Genomic DNA, 18,390 nt, shown 5'->3' with positions numbered 1-18,390 from the left:
GTACACAACTCTCTGTAGGAGCTGCCGAAGGCTGCGATCTTTTTAGGCTCAGACCGCCAACTCGCCCTTCGCCACCGCCGCCGAAGCCGCCAGCATCGCCCGCAACAGCACCGCACAGCCGGCCGCCAGGTCATCCGGCGCGGCGTTTTCGATTTCGTTGTGGCTGATGCCGCCTTCGCAGGGCACGAAGATCATCCCGGCCGGGCCGAGCTCGGCGAGGAAGATCGCGTCGTGGCCTGCGCCGCTCACGATGTCCATGTGCGACAGGCCCAGGCTTTGGGCGGCGCCGCGCACTGCTTCGACGCAGCCTTTGTCGAAGTACAGCGGCGGGAAGTCGGCCGTTGGCGTGAGCTCGAAGGTCAGGCCGTGTTCGTCGCAGGTGGTTTCGATGACTTCGCGCACTTCGGCGATCATCGAGTCCAGGCGCGCCGGTTCCAGGTGCCGGAAGTCCAGGGTCATGCGCACTTCGCCGGGGATGACGTTGCGCGAGCCGGGATAGGCTTGCAGGCAACCGACGGTGCCGCAGGCATGGGGTTGATGGCTGAGGGCCGCGCGGTTGAGCGCACCGACGATCACCGCGGCACCGACCAGGGCGTCCTTGCGCAAGTGCATCGGGGTCGGGCCGGCGTGGGCTTCGACGCCGCGCAGTTTGAGGTCAAACCATTTCTGCCCGAGGGCGCCCATGACCACGCCTATGGTCTTGCGTTCGTCTTCCAGGATCGGGCCTTGCTCGATGTGAGCTTCAAAGTAGGCACCGACTTTGTGGCCGCTGACTTTGCGGGGGCCAGCGTAGCCAATTGCATTCAGTGCTTCACCCACAGTCACGCCATCGGCATCGACCTTGGCCAGGGTTTCCTCGAGGGTGAATTTTTCCGCGAACACGCCGGAACCCATCATGCACGGGGCGAAGCGCGAGCCTTCTTCGTTGGTCCAGACCACCACTTCCAGTGGCGCTTCGGTTTCGATGTTGAGGTCATTGAGGGTGCGCAACACTTCGACGCCGGCCAGCACACCGAAGCAGCCATCGAACTTGCCGCCGGTGGGCTGGGTGTCGATGTGGCTGCCGGTCATCACCGGTGGCAGGTCGGGATTTTGCCCGGGGCGACGGGCGAAGATGTTGCCGACAGCGTCGATGCTGACGGTGCAGCCGGCATCGATACACCACTTGACGAAGATGTCCCGGGCCTGGCGGTCGAGATCGGTCAGGGCCAGGCGACACACGCCGCCCTTGACCGTGGCGCCGAGCCTGGCCAGTTCCATGAGCGATTGCCACAGGCGGTCGCGGTTGATGTGCTGATGGCTGGACTGCAGAACGTCTACGGCCGCGTTCATGATGATCTCCTCAGGCTGTTCTTGTGTGTTTCTTCAGGTGTTTCGTTGGTGGATTCAAAGCCCTCATCGCGAGCAAGCTCGCTCCCACAGGTTTTGTGAACACCCGAGAACCCTGTGGGAGCGAGCCTGCTCGCGAAGAGGCCAGTCGTCACACCGGAGATTTCGCTACCGACGGATCGACTCGCATCACACTCAACCCGTAATAAATAACCCCACCCAGCGCCGAGCCGGTGAACCAGCCATAGCTGTAGAACCAGCTGAACGCATCGCTGCCCAGGGACAGTAGGGTCAACACCACCGGCACACCAAACGCGATGAACCCGCTCCAGTTCCACGCCGGATACACGTCGTCCCTGTACAAACCCGCGAGGTCCAGTTGCTGTTTCTTGATCAGGAAATAGTCCACCACCATGATCCCGGCAATTGGCCCCAGCAGGCTGGAATAGCCAAGCAACCAGTTGGAATAGACGGTTTCGAGACTGACGTCCGAGACAATCAGGCCCAGTTTTTTTAGCAGTTCATGGGCCATCAATGCCAACCCGACAAACCCGGTGAGCAATACTGCCTTGGTACGGTTGATCGCCTTGGGCGCGATGTTCTGGAAGTCATTGGTCGGCGACACGATGTTGGCTGCCGTATTGGTCGACAGGGTGGCAATGATGATCAGCGCCATGGCCAATGCGACCCACACCGGGCTCTGGATATGGCCAATCAGGGTCACCGGATCAGACACCGTCACCCCCACCAGTTTCACCGACGCGGCAGTCATTACCACACCGAGGGACGCGAACAGGAACATGGTCAGCGGCAGGCCGATGATCTGCCCGACAATCTGGTCCTTCTGGCTTTTTGCGTAGCGACTGAAGTCCGGAATGTTCAGTGACAACGTGGCCCAAAAGCCGACCATCGCCGTCAGCCCGGCGGCGAAGTAGCTGGCCACGCCGGCGCCTTCGGGACGCTTGGCCGGGATTGCCAGCAATTCGCTCATCGACACGTTGGGCATGGCCCAGACCAGCAGGCCTACGCCCACCAGCACCAGCAGCGGGGCCGACAGGGTTTCCAGCCATTTGATCGACTCGGCGCCGCGAATCACCACCCACAGGTTCAGTGCCCAGAACACCATGAAGCCGATGACCTCGCCGGTGCCGCCCAGGGATTTCCAGCCCTCGAACACCGAGCCGAGGAACAGGTGTATCGCCAGCCCGCCGAACATGGTCTGGATGCCGAACCAGCCACACGCCACCAGGGCGCGGATCAGGCACGGAATGTTGGAACCGAGCACGCCGAAGGACGAGCGCAGCAACACCGGAAAGGGAATGCCGTACTTGGTGCCGGGAAAGGCGTTAAGCGTCAGGGGAATCAGCACGATGATGTTGGCGAACAGAATCGCCAGCAGCGCTTCACCGACGCTCAGGCCGAAGTACGCGGTCAGCACGCCACCGAGGGTGTAGGTCGGCACGCAGATCGCCATGCCCACCCACAGCGCGGTGATGTGCCATTTGTTCCAGGTGCGTTCGCGCACCTTGGTCGGTGCAATGTCGTGGTTGTAACGGGGACTGTCGAGGACATCGCTGCCGGCTTCGAGCTCGAACAAGCCGTCGCGCTCGGTCACTTGCGATCTGATCTGTTGCATGGCCGCTCCACTGTTCTTTTGATTATTGTTGCTCATCAGGGGCTGGCGACATCAATAAACGTGCCGTTTACCCCGATTACGCATCGGGCAGTTCCATAAACACATTGCAACCAACTGATGTTTATCAGTTTTATTCGCTGACTCGACTATTTGTCAGGCCACTCAGGCCGAATGCCAGGCAAGTTGTCCGGACAGTCAGGACTCAAACTGGTGCGTTGATCTTTTTTCAATGGCTGCGCATCAACCATAGACCATACTCAAACAGCTGATTTCACATAGGAAATCTTGACTATTTTTCGATCCTGTCAAGTGCGTCAAAATGGTGAGCAACCTCACCATTTTGGTGATTCTTGTATTTAATCGTTAAATATCAATTAGTTAATATCAGCATAAGCTTATAAAAAATATTCTTGCCGATTCGGATAACTGCAGCTAGCGTTTAATCCTGACAGCACTGACAGGAATCAATCTGTCCGGGCTGTTTTTAAATAGAACATCTAGAACCGGCATAAACCGGTCATTGCCTGCGAGGAACTCGGAATGTCTCTGTTGATCCGTGGCGCCACCGTTGTTACCCATGATGAAAGTTATCGCGCCGATGTGTATTGCACAGACGGCGTGATCAAGGCCATCGGCGAAAATCTCGATGTACCTGCAGGCGCCGAAGTGCTCGACGGCAGCGGCCAATACCTGATGCCCGGCGGCATCGATCCGCACACCCACATGCAACTGCCCTTCATGGGCACGGTGGCCAGCGAAGATTTCTACAGCGGCACGGCGGCGGGACTGGCCGGCGGTACCACCTCGATCATCGACTTCGTGATTCCCAACCCGCAGCAATCCTTGCTCGAAGCCTTCCATCAGTGGCGCGGCTGGGCCGAGAAGTCGGCGTCGGACTACGGTTTTCATGTCGCCATCACCTGGTGGAGCGAACAGGTCCGCGAGGAAATGGCCGAGCTGGTCAGTCAGCACGGCGTCAACAGCTTCAAGCATTTCATGGCCTACAAGAACGCGATCATGGCCGCCGACGACACCCTGGTGGCGAGTTTCGAACGCTGCCTGGAACTGGGCGCGGTGCCGACCGTTCACGCGGAAAATGGTGAACTGGTGTATCACCTGCAACGCAAGCTGATGGCCCAGGGTATCACCGGGCCGGAGGCGCATCCCCTGTCGCGCCCTTCACAGGTTGAAGGCGAAGCCGCGAGCCGGGCGATCCGCATCGCCGAAACCCTCGGCACGCCGCTGTACCTGGTCCACGTCTCGACCAAGGAAGCGCTGGACGAAATCACCTACGCCCGGGGCAAGGGCCAGCCGGTCTACGGCGAAGTGCTGGCCGGGCACCTGCTGCTGGACGACAGCGTCTACCGCGATCCGGACTGGCAGACCGCCGCCGGTTACGTGATGAGCCCGCCGTTCCGCCCCCGCGGCCATCAAGAGGCACTCTGGCATGGCCTGCAATCGGGCAACCTGCACACCACCGCCACTGACCACTGCTGTTTCTGCGCCGAGCAAAAAGCCGCTGGCCGCGACGACTTCAGCAAAATCCCCAACGGCACCGCCGGCATTGAAGACCGCATGGCCGTGTTGTGGGATGAAGGGGTGAACAGCGGACGCTTTTCGATGCAGCAATTCGTCGCCCTGACGTCCACCAACACGGCGAAGATCTTCAACCTCTACCCTCGCAAAGGCGCGATTCGTGTGGGTGCCGATGCCGACCTGGTGCTGTGGGACCCGCAAGGCACACGGACCATTTCCGCCAAGACCCACCATCAGCAGGTGGACTTCAACATCTTCGAAGGCAAGACCGTGCGCGGCGTGCCCAGCCACACCATCAGCCAGGGCCGCGTGGTCTGGGCCGACGGCGACCTGCGGGCCGAGCGTGGGGCCGGGCGCTACATCGAACGGCCGGCGTATCCGGCGGTGTTTGATTTGCTGAGCAAGCGGGCTGAGTTGCACAAGCCGGTTGCTGTGAAACGCTGAAAGCGGCCTTCGGCCTATCGCGAGCAAGCTCGCTCCCACAGGTTTAATGAACACCCGAGTTCCCTGTGGGAGCGAGCTTGCTCGCGATGACGTCAGCACAGACAACACAAAAACAATGCCCATTCAGAGGCAGCACCTCAAATAACCGTGAGGCCAAAACCGTGATCAAGACCCTGGACCACCTCCCGCATCCCCAAGAGAATGCGGCCGCCCTCGCCGGCCATTTCACCGATCTGGCGCCGCCGCTCAACGAGCGCCAGGCGCACCTGGAAGCCTCGCGCTGCCTGTATTGCTACGACGCGCCCTGCGTGAATGCCTGTCCGAGCGAGATCGACATTCCCTCGTTCATCCGCAACATTGCGCAGGACAACGTGCAAGGCGCGGCGCAGAAAATCCTCTCGGCCAACATCCTCGGCGGCAGTTGCGCCCGGGTGTGCCCGACGGAAATTCTTTGCCAGCAAGCCTGCGTGCGCAACAACGCTCACGAATGCGCGCCGGTCATGATCGGCCTGTTGCAACGCTATGCCGTGGACAACGCCCACTTCAGCACGCACCCCTTCCAGCGTACTGCCGCCACCGGCAAACGCATCGCCGTGGTGGGTGCCGGTCCGGCCGGTTTGTCCTGCGCCCACCGCAGTGCCATGCACGGGCATGACGTGGTGATCTTCGAGGCGCGGGAAAAAGCTGGCGGCCTCAACGAATACGGGATCGCCAAATACAAACTGGTGGATGACTACGCGCAAAAGGAACTTGAGTTCCTCTTGGAAATCGGCGGCATCGAAATCCGCCACGGACAGAAGCTCGGGGAGAACCTGACCCTCAGCGAACTGCACCAGCAGTTCGATGCGGTGTTCCTCGGCCTCGGGCTCAATGCCAGCAAACAGCTGGGCCTGGTCCACGAAGACGCGCCCGGCCTGCTCGCCGCCACCGACTACATCCGCGAACTGCGCCAGGCCGATGACCTGAGCCAGTTGCCCCTGGCCGACCACTGCATTGTCCTCGGCGCAGGCAACACCGCCATCGACATGGCGGTGCAAATGGCCCGCCTCGGCGCCCACGATGTGAATCTGGTGTACCGCCGTGGCATCGAGGACATGGGTGCCACCCATCACGAACAGGACATTGCCAAGGCCAATCAGGTGCGGCTGATGACCTGGGCACAACCCGAAGAAGTGCTGCTCGATGACCACGGCCGGGTGCGCGGCATGCGTTTCGCCCGCACCTGCCTGGTGGAAGGTCGCCTGCAAACCACCGGTGAAACCTTCGAACTGGCCGCCGATGCGATCTTCAAGGCCATCGGCCAGGCCTTCGACGGCAGCGCCCTCAGCGATCCGCTGGCCCGCGAGCTCAAGCGTCAGGGCGAGCGTATCGAAGTCGATGAAAACCTGCGCACCAGCATCCCCGGCGTGTATGCCGGCGGTGACTGCACCAGCCTCGATCAAGACCTCACCGTGCAAGCCGTGCAGCATGGCAAGCGCGCCGCCGAGGCGATCAACGCTCAACTGATGCTCAACGTGGAGGCTGCGTAAATGGCCGATCTGTCGATTGTCTTCGCCGGCATCAAAGCACCCAATCCATTCTGGCTGGCCTCCGCGCCGCCGACCGACAAGGCCTACAACGTGGTCCGCGCCTTCGAGGCTGGCTGGGGCGGCGTGGTCTGGAAAACCCTGGGGGAAGACCCGGCGGCGGTGAATGTGTCGTCGCGCTATTCAGCGCACTTCGGGGCTAACCGGGAGGTACTGGGTTTTAACAACATCGAGTTGATCACCGACCGCTCGCTGGAGATCAACCTGCGGGAAATCACCCAGGTCAAAAAGGACTGGCCGGACCGCGCGCTGATCGTGTCCTTGATGGTGCCCTGCGTCGAAGAATCCTGGAAACACATCCTGCCGCTGGTGGAAGCCACCGGCGCTGACGGCATCGAACTGAACTTCGGCTGCCCCCACGGCATGCCGGAACGGGGCATGGGCGCGGCGGTCGGCCAGGTGCCGGAGTACGTGGAACAGGTCACCCGCTGGTGCAAGACGTATTGCTCGTTGCCGGTAATCGTCAAGCTCACGCCGAACATCACCGACATCCGCGTCGCCGCCCGCGCCGCCCACCGTGGTGGTGCCGATGCGGTGTCGTTGATCAACACCATCAACTCGATCACCAGCGTCAACCTCGAGCGCATGGTCGCCAACCCCATGGTCGGCAGCCAAAGCACCCACGGCGGTTACTGCGGCTCGGCGGTCAAGCCGATTGCCTTGAACATGGTCGCCGAAATCGCCCGCGACCCGCAGACCCAGGGCCTGCCGATCAGCGGCATCGGCGGCATCGGCAACTGGCGCGACGCCGCGGAATTCATCGCCCTGGGCAGCGGCTCGGTGCAGGTATGCACGGCGGCGATGCTGCACGGCTTCCGGATTGTCGAAGACATGAAGGACGGCTTGTCACGCTGGATGGACAGTCAGGGCTACGCCAGCATTTCGGAGTTTTCCGGGCGCGCGGTGGGCAACACCACGGACTGGAAGTACCTGGACATCAATTACCAGGTGATTGCGAAGATTGATCAGGAGGCGTGTATCGGTTGCGGTCGTTGCCATATCGCTTGTGAGGACACCTCGCACCAGGCCGTGGCCAGCCTCAAGCAAGCGGACGGCACGCATAAGTACGAAGTGATCGATGAGGAGTGCGTGGGCTGCAACCTGTGCCAGATCACCTGCCCGGTGCAGGACTGCATCGAGATGGTGCCGGTGGAAACTGGCAAGCCGTTCCTGGACTGGAATCATGATCCGAGGAATCCGTATCACGTTGCGGTTTGAGTTATAAGATCAAAAGATCGCAGCCTTCGGCAGCTCCTACAGGGGACGCATTTCTCTGTAGGAGCTGCCGAAGGCTGCGATCTTTTCTGCTTGTAAGAACTCAAGGCTCCAACCCAATCCCCCGCAAAATCACACTGGTCACCGTCTGCACCGCTCTCTCGAACTGCATGTCCGACAGCGGCTGATGATCATTGAGAATATTCACCTGATGATCGAAGTCGGCATAGTGCTGGGTCGAGGCCCAGATCATGTACAGCAGGCTCGAGGGCTCCACCGGCAGGATGCGTTTGTCATCCACCCACTGGCGGATTTTCGCTTCCTTCATCTTGGCCCAATCGTACAGGCTCGCATCCAGCGCTTCGCCGAGGGTCGGCGCGCCATGGATGATTTCGTTGGCCCAGACTTTCGAGCCATACGGCCGGCTGCGGGAATGGTTCATCTTGGCGCGGATGTAACTGCTGAGCACCACACGCGGGTCATCGAACATCTCGAAGCACAGCGCGTCCTGCTTCCAGACTTCCAGCAAGTCGAAGAGCACGGCGCTGTACAATTCGGTCTTGGTGCTGAAGTAGTAGTGCAGGTTGGAGCGCGGCAGTTGCACTTCAGCGGCGATGTCGGCCATGGCAGTGCTGCCGAAGCCCTTTTCAGCGAAGACCTTTTCTGCCCCCAGCAGGATTTTTTCGACGTTACTGCGACGAATCTCGATCTTGTGATTGCCCATGCGGATCCCCGACCACAACGTTGAGCAAGACTAGCATCCGCTCTGGACCGCGGCGACAGGGGAAATCGAAACTTCGTACAGCCGCTGTCGTAAAGCTAAACTCTGCGCACCTGGAAACTGCCTGAGGTCCCCACGATGCTGCTCAAGAAAACCCTGACCGTCGCTGCCCTGCTCGGCTCGCTGCTCGCCGCTTCTACGGTGTTTGCCCACGCCCACCTGAAAAGCCAGACACCGGCCGCCGACAGCACCGTGGCCGCGCCGGCGCAATTGCGCCTGGAGTTCTCAGAGGGTATCGAGGCCAGTTTCACCAAAGTCACCGTGACCCGGGATGGCGCACCGGTGGCGGTCAAAGCGCTGACCACCGAAGGCAGCGACAAAAAGACCCTGATCGTCACCCCGACCGCGCCGTTGACCGCCGGCGCCTACAAAGTCGAATGGCACGTCGTGTCCGTCGACACCCACAAAAGCGAAGGTGCCTATGCCTTCAAGGTTGGCCAGTAATTCATGGCGAGCGCACTGGTGCTGTGCCGCTTCCTGCATTTCATCGTGGTGCTGATGCTGTTCGGGGGCTGGTTGTTCAGGCCCTTGCTGGCAAATGGCGAAACCGCACTGGATCAGCGTCTGGCACGGACCTGCCGTTGGCTGGCCGTGGTGGCGCTGGTCAGCGGGGCCTGCTGGTTGCTGCTGATTACCGCGAGCATGGCCGGGGCCTGGGATGCGGCCTTCGATCCGTCGACCCTGCGCCTGGTGCTGAGCAATACCTTTTTCGGTCAGGTCTGGCGCTGGCATTTGCTGATCAACCTGCTGTTGCTGGTGGTGGTGTTGACACCTCTAAGCGCCAGCCTTGCGCTGCGCCTGATCCTCAGCGGCCTGCTGCTGGCCACCCTGGCCCCGGTCGGCCACGGCGCCATGCTCGATGGCACCGCAGGCCAGTTGCTGATCCTCAATCAACTCATCCACTTGATCTGCGTAGGTGCCTGGCTCGGCGGCCTGATGCTGCTGGTGATGATCTTGCGTCAACCCGATGGGCATTCGATCCGCGGGATGTTGCAGCGCTTCAGCGGCGTCGGTTACGGCCTGGTCGCCGGGCTGCTGATCACTGGACTGATCAATGTGCGGGTGCTCACCGGGGCGTTCTGGCCGACGCCGTTGTTCAGCGGGTTCGCCTTGATCCTGTTGATCAAGGCTACGTTGGTAGCGACCATGCTGGGCCTGGCGTTGTTCAATCGCTTGCGGATCGATGACTGTGAGCAGCGCCCGACAGCATTGCGTTCAAGCGTGATGCTGGAATGGCTGCTGGGACTTGGCGCGGTGGCGGCTGTTTCATTGCTGGGTACCCTGCCGCCGATGATTTCCAGCTGACAACCTAATCCCGGAACTTGGCGCCAGCATCGTCAAACCTGCCCGGTCGGCCAGGGTTGCGCTCGCTGGAACAGGGTCAATCCACCGAACTGGGCTTCACCCTGCAGTACCGGCCGCTTCAGGCAGATGCCCCCAACAATTGACTCAACACCGCTCGCAACTTGCCGGGCTTCACCGGTTTGTTCAGCAAGGGTGCATTGAGCCGCTGCAACGCGCGCCGACAATGGTCGGTGCGGTCGGCGGTAATGATCACCGCGGGAATGTCCTGGTGGAAATGCTCGCGCAAATGTCGCACCACATCACAGCCGACCACCCCGTGATCGAGGTGATAGTCCGCGAGAATCAGTTCCGGCGCCTGCCCGCGTAGCGCCGCCAGCGCAGCCTCTTCATCGGTGGCGACCAGAACCTCGCAGCCCCACTGCCCGAGCAACGCGCCCATGCTTTCGAGAATGCTCACTTCGTTGTCGATCACCAGTAAACGGCGGCCCGGCAGCGGGTTGCCGGTGCCCGGTTGTGGCGCCGCCTGGCTCACGGGCAGCGGAACCTCGTCGGATATCGGCACCTCGATGCTGAACATCGAACCCCGCCCCGGCATGGAATACACGCCGATCCTGTAGCCAAGGATCTTGGCAATGCGCTCGACAATCGCCAGCCCCAGGCCCACGCCCTTGCGGTCGGCGGCGCGGCCGACGTCCAGCTGGTTGAACTCGAGGAAGATCGAGTCGAGCCGGTCCGCGGCGATGCCACGCCCGGTGTCCCAGACCTCCAGGCGCAACATCTCGCCCCGACGCCTTGCTGCCAGCAGGATGCTGCCTTCATCGGTGTAGCGGCAGGCATTGCTGAGGAAATTGCGCAGGATCCGCGTCATCAGGCGCAAGTCGGTGTTGATGGCGTAATCGGCCATGCGCACCCGCAGGTTCAAGCCGGCCGCCTGGGTGACGGACTGGAACTCCGACACCAGCGGCCCGAGCAGTTCGTCGAGGCGGTACGACGCAACGTCCGGCTTGACTGCGGCCTGATCGAGCCGGGAAATGTCGAGCAGGTCCGTCAGCAGGTCTTCGGCCCCTTCCAGGGCCTGGTGAGTGCGTTCCACCAGCACCTGTTCGGCTTCCGGCAATTTGCGTTCGCGCAAGGTCGAAATCAGCAACCGCGCGGCGTTCAGCGGTTGCAGCAGGTCGTGGCTGGCGGCGGCGAGGTATTTGTCCTTGCTGTGATTCGCGGCCTCGGCGGCATCGCGGGCATCGCGCAAGGCCTTGGCGATCTGTTTACGCTGGGTGATCTGCTGCTGAAGGTTACGGTTGGCCTCGAGCAATTCATCGGTGCGCGCGACGACGCGCTGCTCCAGTTCGTCATTGAGTTGCTGCAGGCGTCGCTGGGCCAGCTTGCGCTCGGTGATATCGGAGACGAATCCTTCCACCAGGCCTTCCTGGCCGGGCTTGAGCAGCAGGTTCATCAATACATCCAGGTAGCTGCCATCCTTGCGCCGCAAGCGGGTTTCATAGCCGTGCAGGCTGCGCTGGTGCCGGAGGATTTCGCCGATGGTTTCCAGCTCCTGCGCGCCGTCGACGAACAGGGTGCTGCCCAGGTCAGTCAGGGAGAACAGCACCTCCTGCGGGTCCTGGTAGCCAAGCATGCGAGCCAGCGCCGGGTTGGCGGCGCGCATGCCATCGTGCAGGCTGGCCTGGAAGATCCCGTGCACCGCGTTTTCGAACAGCCACTTGTAGCGGTTACGCTCGGCTTCCAGATCGTCCAGGCGCGCGGCCAGTTCCGGGTAATGACTCTTGCGCGCCGAATGGCTGCCCAGCCCCAGCAGCCCGGCCAGGGCCCGTTGTTGCTCGTCAGAGGGCTTCGCCATAGACGACCTCGACATCACGCTGGCTGGATTCGCGCGGGTTGGTCAGGATGCATGGATCGTGCATCGCATGCTGCGACAGGAACGGAATGTCCGAGGTCCTGACGCCATGCAAACCGAGGGTTTCGTGAAAGCCGATGGCATGCTTGAGGGCGATCAGGTGTTCGACCAGGCGCCCGCAGATCTGCCGGTGATTCAGGCCTCGGCAGTCGATGCCGAAAGTCTCGGCGATCACCTTGAAACGGTCCGGCGCCGAGTTGTAATTGAAGGCCACCACGTGCTCGACCAGCACCGCGTTGCACAAGCCATGGGGCAGATCGAGAAAGCCGCCGAGGCTGTGGGACATGGCATGCACGGCACCGAGGATCGCGTTGGAGAACGCCAGCCCGGCCTGCATGCTGCCGAGCATGATTTTCTCGCGCAGGGCGATGTCGGTCGGGTTGGCGATCATTTGCACCAGGTTGCCATTGATCAGGCGCATCGCCTCCAGCGCATGGGGATCGGTCAGCGGCCCGTGGCCGGTGGACACGAAGGCTTCGATGGCATGCACCAAGGCGTCGATGCCGGTACAGGCCGACAGGAACGGGTCCATGCTCAGGGTGGTTTCCGGGTCGATCAGCGAAACGTCCGGCACCACGGCCTTGCTGACGATGGAGAACTTCATGCGTTCCTGCTGGTTGGAAATGATCACGAATTGCGAGACGTCGGCCGAGGTGCCGGCAGTGGTCGGAATCAGGATCAGCGGCGGGCTGGGCACGCGGATGGTGTCCACGCCCTCGAAATCGAGAATGCTGCGGCCATGGGCAACGACGATGCCGATGCCTTTGCCGCAGTCCATCGGGCTGCCGCCACCGACGGCGACGATCACGTCGCAGTGGTTTTCCCGGTACATTTCGGCGCCGAGCATCACCTCTTCGACCCTTGGGTTCGGCGAGACATCGGAGTACAGGCAATACTGGATGCCCAGCGCTTGCAGGCTGGCTTCGACATCGGCGACCCAACCGGCGGCAATCACACCGGGGTCACTGACCACCAGCACCTTGCGCGCGCCAAAGGTCTTGGCGTAATTGCCGACACTGTGCCGGCTACCGGCACCGAAGATGATTTCAGGGGAAACGAATTTGCGCAGCTGGTTGAGACTCTGGCTCATTGGAAAGCCTGTTTTTATTGTTTTGGAAGGTAGAAACCACACTAAACCATCCAGCTGTGAATGCAATCAGACCAATGGGTAGCACTGCCTGGGGTGTACTCGCATTCGAGTTCACCACAGATCCCCTGTGGGAGCGGGCTTGCTCGCGAAGAGGCCTTAACATTCAACATTTATGTTGCCTGGCACACCGCTTTCGCGAGCAAGCCCGCTCCCACAGGGGGGTTGTGTCGCTAAAATTATCCGCGATAGATCAGCTGCGAAGCCTTCGCGTTACGCAACGTCAGATGCTCCATCCCCATCCCCAACCCCGGCGCCTCCGCTTCTTCGCGGGCCTTGAGGATCACGCCATGGTGGAGCGACTTGCTGCACACCGGGTCGGCATTGCTGGCATCGCCAGTCAGCATGAAAGCCTGGCAGCGGCAGCCGCCCAGGTCCTTGTGCTTTTCGTCGCAGGAGCGGCACGGTTCCTTCATCCAGTCATCGCCGCGAAAGCGATTGAAGCCGAACGAGTCGTTCCAGATGTGCGAGAGGCTGTGCTCGCGCACGTTGGGAAACTCTACCGGCAACTGCCGGGCGCTGTGGCAAGGCAAGGCCGTGCCGTCGGGGGTGATGTCGAGAAACAGGTTGGCCCAGCCGTTCATGCAGGTCTTGGGGCGTTCCTCGTAGTAGTCCGGGGTGACGAAGATCAGCTTGCATGGGTGGCCCTGGGCTTCAAGGCGTTCGCGGTACTCGTTGGTGATGCGCTCGGCACGCTGCAATTGCTCGCGGGTGGGCAACAGGCCGACGCGGTTGAGTTCAGCCCAGCCATAGAACTGGCAGGTGGCCAATTCGACGAAATCCGCTTCCAGCTCCAGACACAGCTCGATGATCTGCGCGATCCGGTCGATGTTGTGCCGATGGGTGACGAAGTTCAGCACCATCGGATAGCCCTGGACTTTCACCGCCCTGGCCATCGCGAGTTTCTGGGCGAAGGCCTTGCGCGAGCCGGCGAGCATGTTGTTCACCGCTTCGTCGGCGGCCTGGAAGCTGATCTGGATATGGTCCAGCCCGGCCACCTTGAAGTCCCGCACCTTCTGTTCGGTCAGGCCGATGCCGGAGGTGATCAGGTTGGTGTAGTAGCCCATGTCCCGGGCGGCCTTGATCAGTTCGGCGAGGTCCTGACGAACCAATGGCTCGCCGCCGGAAAACCCCAATTGCGCGGCGCCCATGTCCCGCGCTTCGCGGAATACGCGAATCCATTCTTGCGTGCTCAGTTCCTCGCCGTGCCGGGCAAAATCCAGTGGATTGGAGCAATAGGGGCATTGCAGCGGACAGCGGTAGGTCAACTCGGCGAGCAACCACAACGGCGGTCCGGGCAGCGTCTCACTCGATCCAGAATTGCGCATGGGCCACCTCCAGAAACGCCAGCACGTCTTCATCGATCCCAGGTACTCCGGGGAAACTGGCGCTCAATCGCTCAATGATCGCCGCCACGCTGCGCTGGCCATCTACCAGGTCGAGAATCTGTCCGGCACTGGCGTTGAGCTTGATCATGCCTTCGGGGTACAGCAGCACATGGCAGTCCTGACAGGGCTCCCATTGCAGACGAAATCCGCGACGCAAGGCCGGTGACTGCTGGCGATCGATCAGGCTCACAGGGCGATCCCCCGGTGCCAGACATTGTCGTCGGTGACCGTGTGATACGGCGGGCGCGCAAGCTCGTAGGCCATGCTCATGGCATCGAGCATGCTCCACAGCACGTCGAGTTTGAATTGCAGGATCTCCAGCATGCGTTGTTGCCCCTCGGCCGTCACGTAGTGCGCCAGGGTGATGCGCAAGCCATGCTCGACATCGCGCCGAGCCTGGCTCAGGCGCGTGCGGAAGTAGTCGTAGCCGGCGACGTCGATCCACGGGTAATGGGTCGGCCAGGCGTCGAGTCGCGACTGATGGATCTGTGGGGCAAAGAGTTCGGTCAGCGAACTACTGGCCGCTTCCTGCCAGCAGGCGCGACGGGCGAAATTGACGTAGGCGTCCACCGCGAAACGCACCCCGGGCAGCACCAGTTCCTGGGACAGAATCTGCTCGCGATCCAGCCCCACGGCCTCGCCCAGGCGCAGCCAGGCTTCGATACCGCCCTCGCTGCCGGGGACGCCGTCGTGGTCGAGAATCCGTTGCAGCCACTCCCGGCGCACGTCACGGTCCGGGCAGTTGGCGAGAATCGCGGCGTCCTTCAGGGGGATGTTGACCTGATAATAGAAGCGATTGGCGACCCAGCCCTGGATCTGCTCGCGGCTGGCGCGGCCGGCGTACATGGCTTGGTGGTAGGGATGGTGGATATGGTAATAGGCGCCCTTGGCGCGCAGGGCGGCTTCGAATTCTGTGGGGGACATGGGGCTGTCAGTCATTTTGTTCTCCGGGAACTTCTGCGGTGCCTGTACTGGCCTCATCGCGAGCAAGCTCGCTCCCACAGGGTTTGGTGTTTGCCGCGGGTCCATTGTGGGAGCGGGCTTGCTCGCGAAGGGGCCAGCCGCTACAGCTCAATACTCATGCCGTCATAAGCCACTTCAATCCCCCGCCGCTCCAGCAGCGCCCGCTCGGCCGAGTCTTCATCGAGGATCGGATTGGTGTTGTTGATGTGGATCAGCACCTTGCGCTGGCGGTTGAAACCCTCCAGCACTTCAAGCATCCCGCCGGGGCCGCTTTGTGGGAGGTGCCCCATTTCGCTGCCCAGGCTCTGGCCGACTTCGCAGATACGCATCTCGTCGTCGCGCCACAGGGTGCCGTCCAGCAACAGGCAATCGGCACGCTGCATCCAGCCCAGCACTTCATCGTCGATTCGGCCAAGGCCCGGGGCATAGAACAGCGAGGCGCCGTTGCGCAGGTCTTCAATGAACAGGCCAATGGTGTCGCCCGGTTGCGGGTTGCCGCGATTGGGCGAATACGGCGGCGCGTTGCTCACCAGGGGAATCGCGCGAAACTGCAAATGGCCGCAAGCCGGGATACTGAAAGGCTGGCGATCGAGGCCGACCGGTTGCCAGTGCAATCCGCCGTTCCAGTGCTCAAGCATGTTGAACAACGGGAAACCGCTGCTCAGGTCCTGATGCACTCGCTCGGTGCACCACACCGCATGCGGACAGCCTTCGCGCAGGCTGAGCAAACCGGTGCAATGGTCGATCTGGCTGTCGAGCAGCACGATGCCGGCGATGGCGCTGTCACGCAGGCGCCGCGCCGGTTGCATGGGCGCAAAACTCTCGAGTTGCGCGCGAATGTCCGGTGACGCGTTGCACAGCACCCACTCCACACCGTCGTCACTCAGGGCAATCGACGACTGCGTACGACGCTGTGCCCGCAGGCTGCCATTGCGCACACCGGCGCACTGGCGGCAGTTGCAGTTCCACTGCGGGAAACCACCGCCAGCGGCGGAACCGAGAACGCGGATGTGCATGGCGGATGCTCCAGAAGGCAGGCCCGGCCAACGCATCGGCTGGCCGGGTGATCAATCAACGGTTGGCGAAATACATCGTCACTTCGAAGCCAATGCGCAGATCGGTAAACGCGGGTTTAGTCCACATGGGTCATTCCTCTTCTTGTGCCCGGGTGATTCCGGTAGAGCCATTAATGCACGGGGCATCGAGTGCCCGAATGCTACTTTCGAAGGAGTTGGCGGGGTGATTTGGTAGGGGGTGTTGCAAGACTTTCAAAACACACATAACCAAAATGTGGGAGCGGGCTTGCTCGCGAAAGCGGACTGTCAGTCAACGTATTTGTTGAATGTGAAGCCGCCTTCGCGAGCAAGCCCGCTCCCATAGGTTATGCATCGTGTTTAAGGAATCAGAAGAACCCCAGCGGATTGATGTCGTAGCTCACCAGCAGGTTTTTGGTCTGCTGATAGTGATCGAGCATCATCTTGTGGTTCTCCCGACCGACGCCGGACTTCTTGTAGCCACCGAACGCGGCGTGCGCCGGGTACAGGTGGTAGCAGTTGGTCCACACACGACCGGCCTTGATCGCCCGGCCCATGCGGTAGGCGCGGTTGATGTCGCGGGTCCACAGGCCGGCGCCGAGGCCGAACTCGCTGTCGTTGGCGATGGCCAGGGCTTCGGCTTCGTCCTTGAAGGTGGTGATACCCACCACCGGGCCGAAGATTTCTTCCTGGAACACACGCATCTTGTTGTGGCCCTTGAGCAGGGTCGGCTGGATGTAGTAACCGCTGGACAGGTCGCCCTCCAGACGTTCGGCCGCGCCGCCGGTGAGCAGCTCGGCGCCCTCCTCCTGGGCAATGGTCAGGTACGAGAGGATCTTGTCGTATTGCTGCTCGGACGCCTGGGCGCCGACCATGGTCTCGGTGTCCAGCGGGTTGCCGCGCTTGATCTTGACGATCTTCTTCATCACCTCGGCCATGAACGGCTCGTAGATCGACTCCTGCACCAGCGCCCGGGACGGGCAGGTGCAGACTTCGCCCTGGTTGAAGAACGCCAGCACCAGGCCTTCGGCGGCTTTTTCGATGAATGCCGGTTCCGCGTTCATGATGTCTTCGAAGAAGATGTTTGGCGACTTGCCGCCCAGTTCGACGGTGCTCGGAATGATGTTCTCGGCGGCGCAATGCATGATGTGCGCGCCCACCGGGGTCGAGCCGGTGAAGGCGATCTTGGCGATGCGCTTGCTGGTGGCCAGGGCCTCGCCGGCTTCGCGCCCGAAACCCTGGACGATGTTCAGCACGCCTGCCGGCAGCAGGTCGGCGATGAGCTCGGCGAAGACCATGATCGACAGCGGCGTTTGCTCGGCCGGCTTGAGCACGATGCAGTTACCGGCGGCCAGGGCCGGGGCGAGTTTCCAGGCGGCCATCAGCAGCGGGAAGTTCCACGGAATGATCTGCCCGACCACGCCCAGGGGTTCGTGGAAGTGATAGGCCGTGGTCAGCTCGTTGATCTCGGCAGCCCCGCCTTCCTGGGCGCGGATGCAGCCGGCGAAGTAACGGAAGTGGTCGGCCGCCAGCGGCACGTCGGCGTTCAGGGTTTCGCGCACGGCCTTGCCGTTGTCCCAGGTTTCGGTGACCGCCAGGACCTCAAGGTTCTGCTCGATGCGATCGGCGATTTTCAGCAGCACCAGGGAGCGGTCCTGGGCCGAGGTCTTGCCCCAGGCGTCGGCAGCGGCATGCGCGGCGTCGAGGGCCTTGTCGATGTCGGCGGCGCTGGAGCGCGGGAATTCGGCGATCACTTCACCGTTGACCGGCGAGGTGTTAGTGAAGTACTCGCCATTGATCGGAGCGACAAACTCGCCACCGATGAAGTTGCCGTAGCGCGGTTTGAAGGTAATGACGGCGCCTGGGGTTCCGGGTTGTGCGTAGATCATGGTGGGCCTCTGTCTGGGTCGATGCCTGTCGCACTGACAGGCGATGAGCCGATACTAGAGAGCCCCGCGTGCCAGACAAATGCATCGTTGGCAGGAGGGGCTCTCGTTATTTGGTAGTAGGAGCTGCACAAGTCCCTGTGTGGGAGCGGGCTTGCTCGCGAAGGCGTCGTATCAGCTACAAACTTGCTGAATGACACTCCGCTTTCGCGAGCAAGCCCGCTCCCA

At 61.7% G+C, this 18,390-nt stretch carries 16 protein-coding genes and 1 pseudogene; 6 read left to right on the top strand and 11 right to left on the bottom strand.

Annotated features, from left to right (window positions below; translation table 11 throughout):
- Nucleotides 1-48 precede the first annotated feature (48 nt).
- Nucleotides 49-1,332, bottom strand: a complete 1,284-nt coding sequence (locus AC3IP0_RS11945; RefSeq protein ID WP_489319381.1) for a Zn-dependent hydrolase — start codon at nt 1,330-1,332, stop codon at nt 49-51.
- A 148-nt stretch (nt 1,333-1,480) separates the two neighbouring features.
- Nucleotides 1,481-2,965: an NCS1 family nucleobase:cation symporter-1 gene (locus tag AC3IP0_RS11940; RefSeq protein ID WP_489319380.1), complete on the bottom strand. Its 1,485-nt coding sequence runs from the start codon at nt 2,963-2,965 to the stop codon at nt 1,481-1,483.
- A 540-nt stretch (nt 2,966-3,505) separates the two neighbouring features.
- Here AC3IP0_RS11940 and hydA point away from each other — a divergent pair.
- From hydA to preA, 3 genes are all read left to right on the top strand, one after another.
- Nucleotides 3,506-4,945, top strand: coding sequence for a dihydropyrimidinase (hydA, locus tag AC3IP0_RS11935; RefSeq protein ID WP_489327497.1), 1,440 nt, complete (start codon nt 3,506-3,508; stop codon nt 4,943-4,945).
- A gap of 161 nt (nt 4,946-5,106) precedes the next feature.
- Nucleotides 5,107-6,474 carry an NAD(P)-dependent oxidoreductase gene (locus AC3IP0_RS11930; RefSeq protein WP_489327496.1) on the top strand — a complete coding sequence of 456 codons (1,368 nt, stop codon included), beginning with the start codon at nt 5,107-5,109 and terminating at the stop codon, nt 6,472-6,474.
- Nucleotides 6,475-7,749 carry an NAD-dependent dihydropyrimidine dehydrogenase subunit PreA gene (gene preA / locus AC3IP0_RS11925; protein WP_489327495.1) on the top strand — a complete coding sequence of 425 codons (1,275 nt, stop codon included), beginning with the start codon at nt 6,475-6,477 and terminating at the stop codon, nt 7,747-7,749.
- A 100-nt stretch (nt 7,750-7,849) separates the two neighbouring features.
- Here the strand turns inward: preA and AC3IP0_RS11920 are convergent, their stop codons facing one another.
- A complete protein-coding gene (locus tag AC3IP0_RS11920) occupies nt 7,850-8,470 on the bottom strand; it encodes a TetR/AcrR family transcriptional regulator (RefSeq protein ID WP_150770373.1) in 621 nt (206 codons plus the stop codon).
- 135 nt (nt 8,471-8,605) lie between these two features.
- Here AC3IP0_RS11920 and copC point away from each other — a divergent pair, with 135 nt between their 5' ends.
- From copC to AC3IP0_RS11905, 3 genes and pseudogenes are all read left to right on the top strand, one after another.
- On the top strand, nt 8,606-8,971 hold the full coding sequence (copC, locus tag AC3IP0_RS11915; RefSeq protein WP_489319376.1) for a copper homeostasis periplasmic binding protein CopC: 366 nt from the start codon (nt 8,606-8,608) through the stop codon (nt 8,969-8,971).
- A gap of 3 nt (nt 8,972-8,974) precedes the next feature.
- The gene (gene copD, locus AC3IP0_RS11910) at nt 8,975-9,832 is read left to right on the top strand and encodes a copper homeostasis membrane protein CopD (RefSeq protein ID WP_489327494.1); all 858 of its coding nucleotides are present in this window, start codon (nt 8,975-8,977) and stop codon (nt 9,830-9,832) included.
- Between the two features lie 35 nt (nt 9,833-9,867).
- Nucleotides 9,868-9,975: pseudogene (locus AC3IP0_RS11905) on the top strand (aldose 1-epimerase); the annotation flags it as partial.
- Here AC3IP0_RS11905 and AC3IP0_RS11900 read toward each other — a convergent pair.
- The 8 genes from AC3IP0_RS11900 to exaC form a co-directional block, all read right to left on the bottom strand.
- The gene (locus AC3IP0_RS11900; protein ID WP_489327493.1) at nt 9,951-11,687 is read right to left on the bottom strand and encodes a PAS domain-containing hybrid sensor histidine kinase/response regulator; all 1,737 of its coding nucleotides are present in this window, start codon (nt 11,685-11,687) and stop codon (nt 9,951-9,953) included. The pseudogene AC3IP0_RS11905 and the gene AC3IP0_RS11900 sit on opposite strands and share 25 nt — an antisense overlap.
- Nucleotides 11,671-12,834, bottom strand: a complete 1,164-nt coding sequence (gene ercA, locus AC3IP0_RS11895; protein WP_150718397.1) for an alcohol dehydrogenase-like regulatory protein ErcA — start codon at nt 12,832-12,834, stop codon at nt 11,671-11,673. Before ercA ends, AC3IP0_RS11900 begins: the two co-directional genes overlap by 17 nt.
- A gap of 236 nt (nt 12,835-13,070) precedes the next feature.
- Complete coding sequence (pqqE, locus tag AC3IP0_RS11890) at nt 13,071-14,219, bottom strand: pyrroloquinoline quinone biosynthesis protein PqqE (protein ID WP_489327492.1); 1,149 nt, start codon at nt 14,217-14,219, stop codon at nt 13,071-13,073.
- Nucleotides 14,197-14,469 carry a pyrroloquinoline quinone biosynthesis peptide chaperone PqqD gene (gene pqqD, locus AC3IP0_RS11885; protein ID WP_489319372.1) on the bottom strand — a complete coding sequence of 91 codons (273 nt, stop codon included), beginning with the start codon at nt 14,467-14,469 and terminating at the stop codon, nt 14,197-14,199. The genes pqqE and pqqD overlap by 23 nt, the downstream gene beginning before the upstream one ends.
- Entirely contained in the window at nt 14,466-15,218 is a 753-nt protein-coding gene (pqqC, locus tag AC3IP0_RS11880) for a pyrroloquinoline-quinone synthase PqqC (protein ID WP_489327490.1), read from the bottom strand. Before pqqC ends, pqqD begins: the two co-directional genes overlap by 4 nt.
- A 125-nt stretch (nt 15,219-15,343) precedes the next feature.
- On the bottom strand, nt 15,344-16,258 hold the full coding sequence (pqqB, locus tag AC3IP0_RS11875) for a pyrroloquinoline quinone biosynthesis protein PqqB (protein ID WP_489319370.1): 915 nt from the start codon (nt 16,256-16,258) through the stop codon (nt 15,344-15,346).
- Nucleotides 16,259-16,313: 55 nt separating this feature from the next.
- The gene (gene pqqA / locus AC3IP0_RS11870; protein WP_003253598.1) at nt 16,314-16,385 is read right to left on the bottom strand and encodes a pyrroloquinoline quinone precursor peptide PqqA; all 72 of its coding nucleotides are present in this window, start codon (nt 16,383-16,385) and stop codon (nt 16,314-16,316) included.
- A 259-nt stretch (nt 16,386-16,644) separates the two neighbouring features.
- Nucleotides 16,645-18,165 (bottom strand): acetaldehyde dehydrogenase ExaC, encoded by a 1,521-nt coding sequence (gene exaC / locus AC3IP0_RS11865; protein WP_046037291.1) that lies wholly within the window; start codon nt 18,163-18,165, stop codon nt 16,645-16,647.
- Between the last annotated feature and the right edge of the window lie 225 nt (nt 18,166-18,390).

This window comes from Pseudomonas sp. GL_103, assembly GCF_057835175.1.
This window is presented reverse-complemented; position numbering and strand designations above follow the sequence as displayed.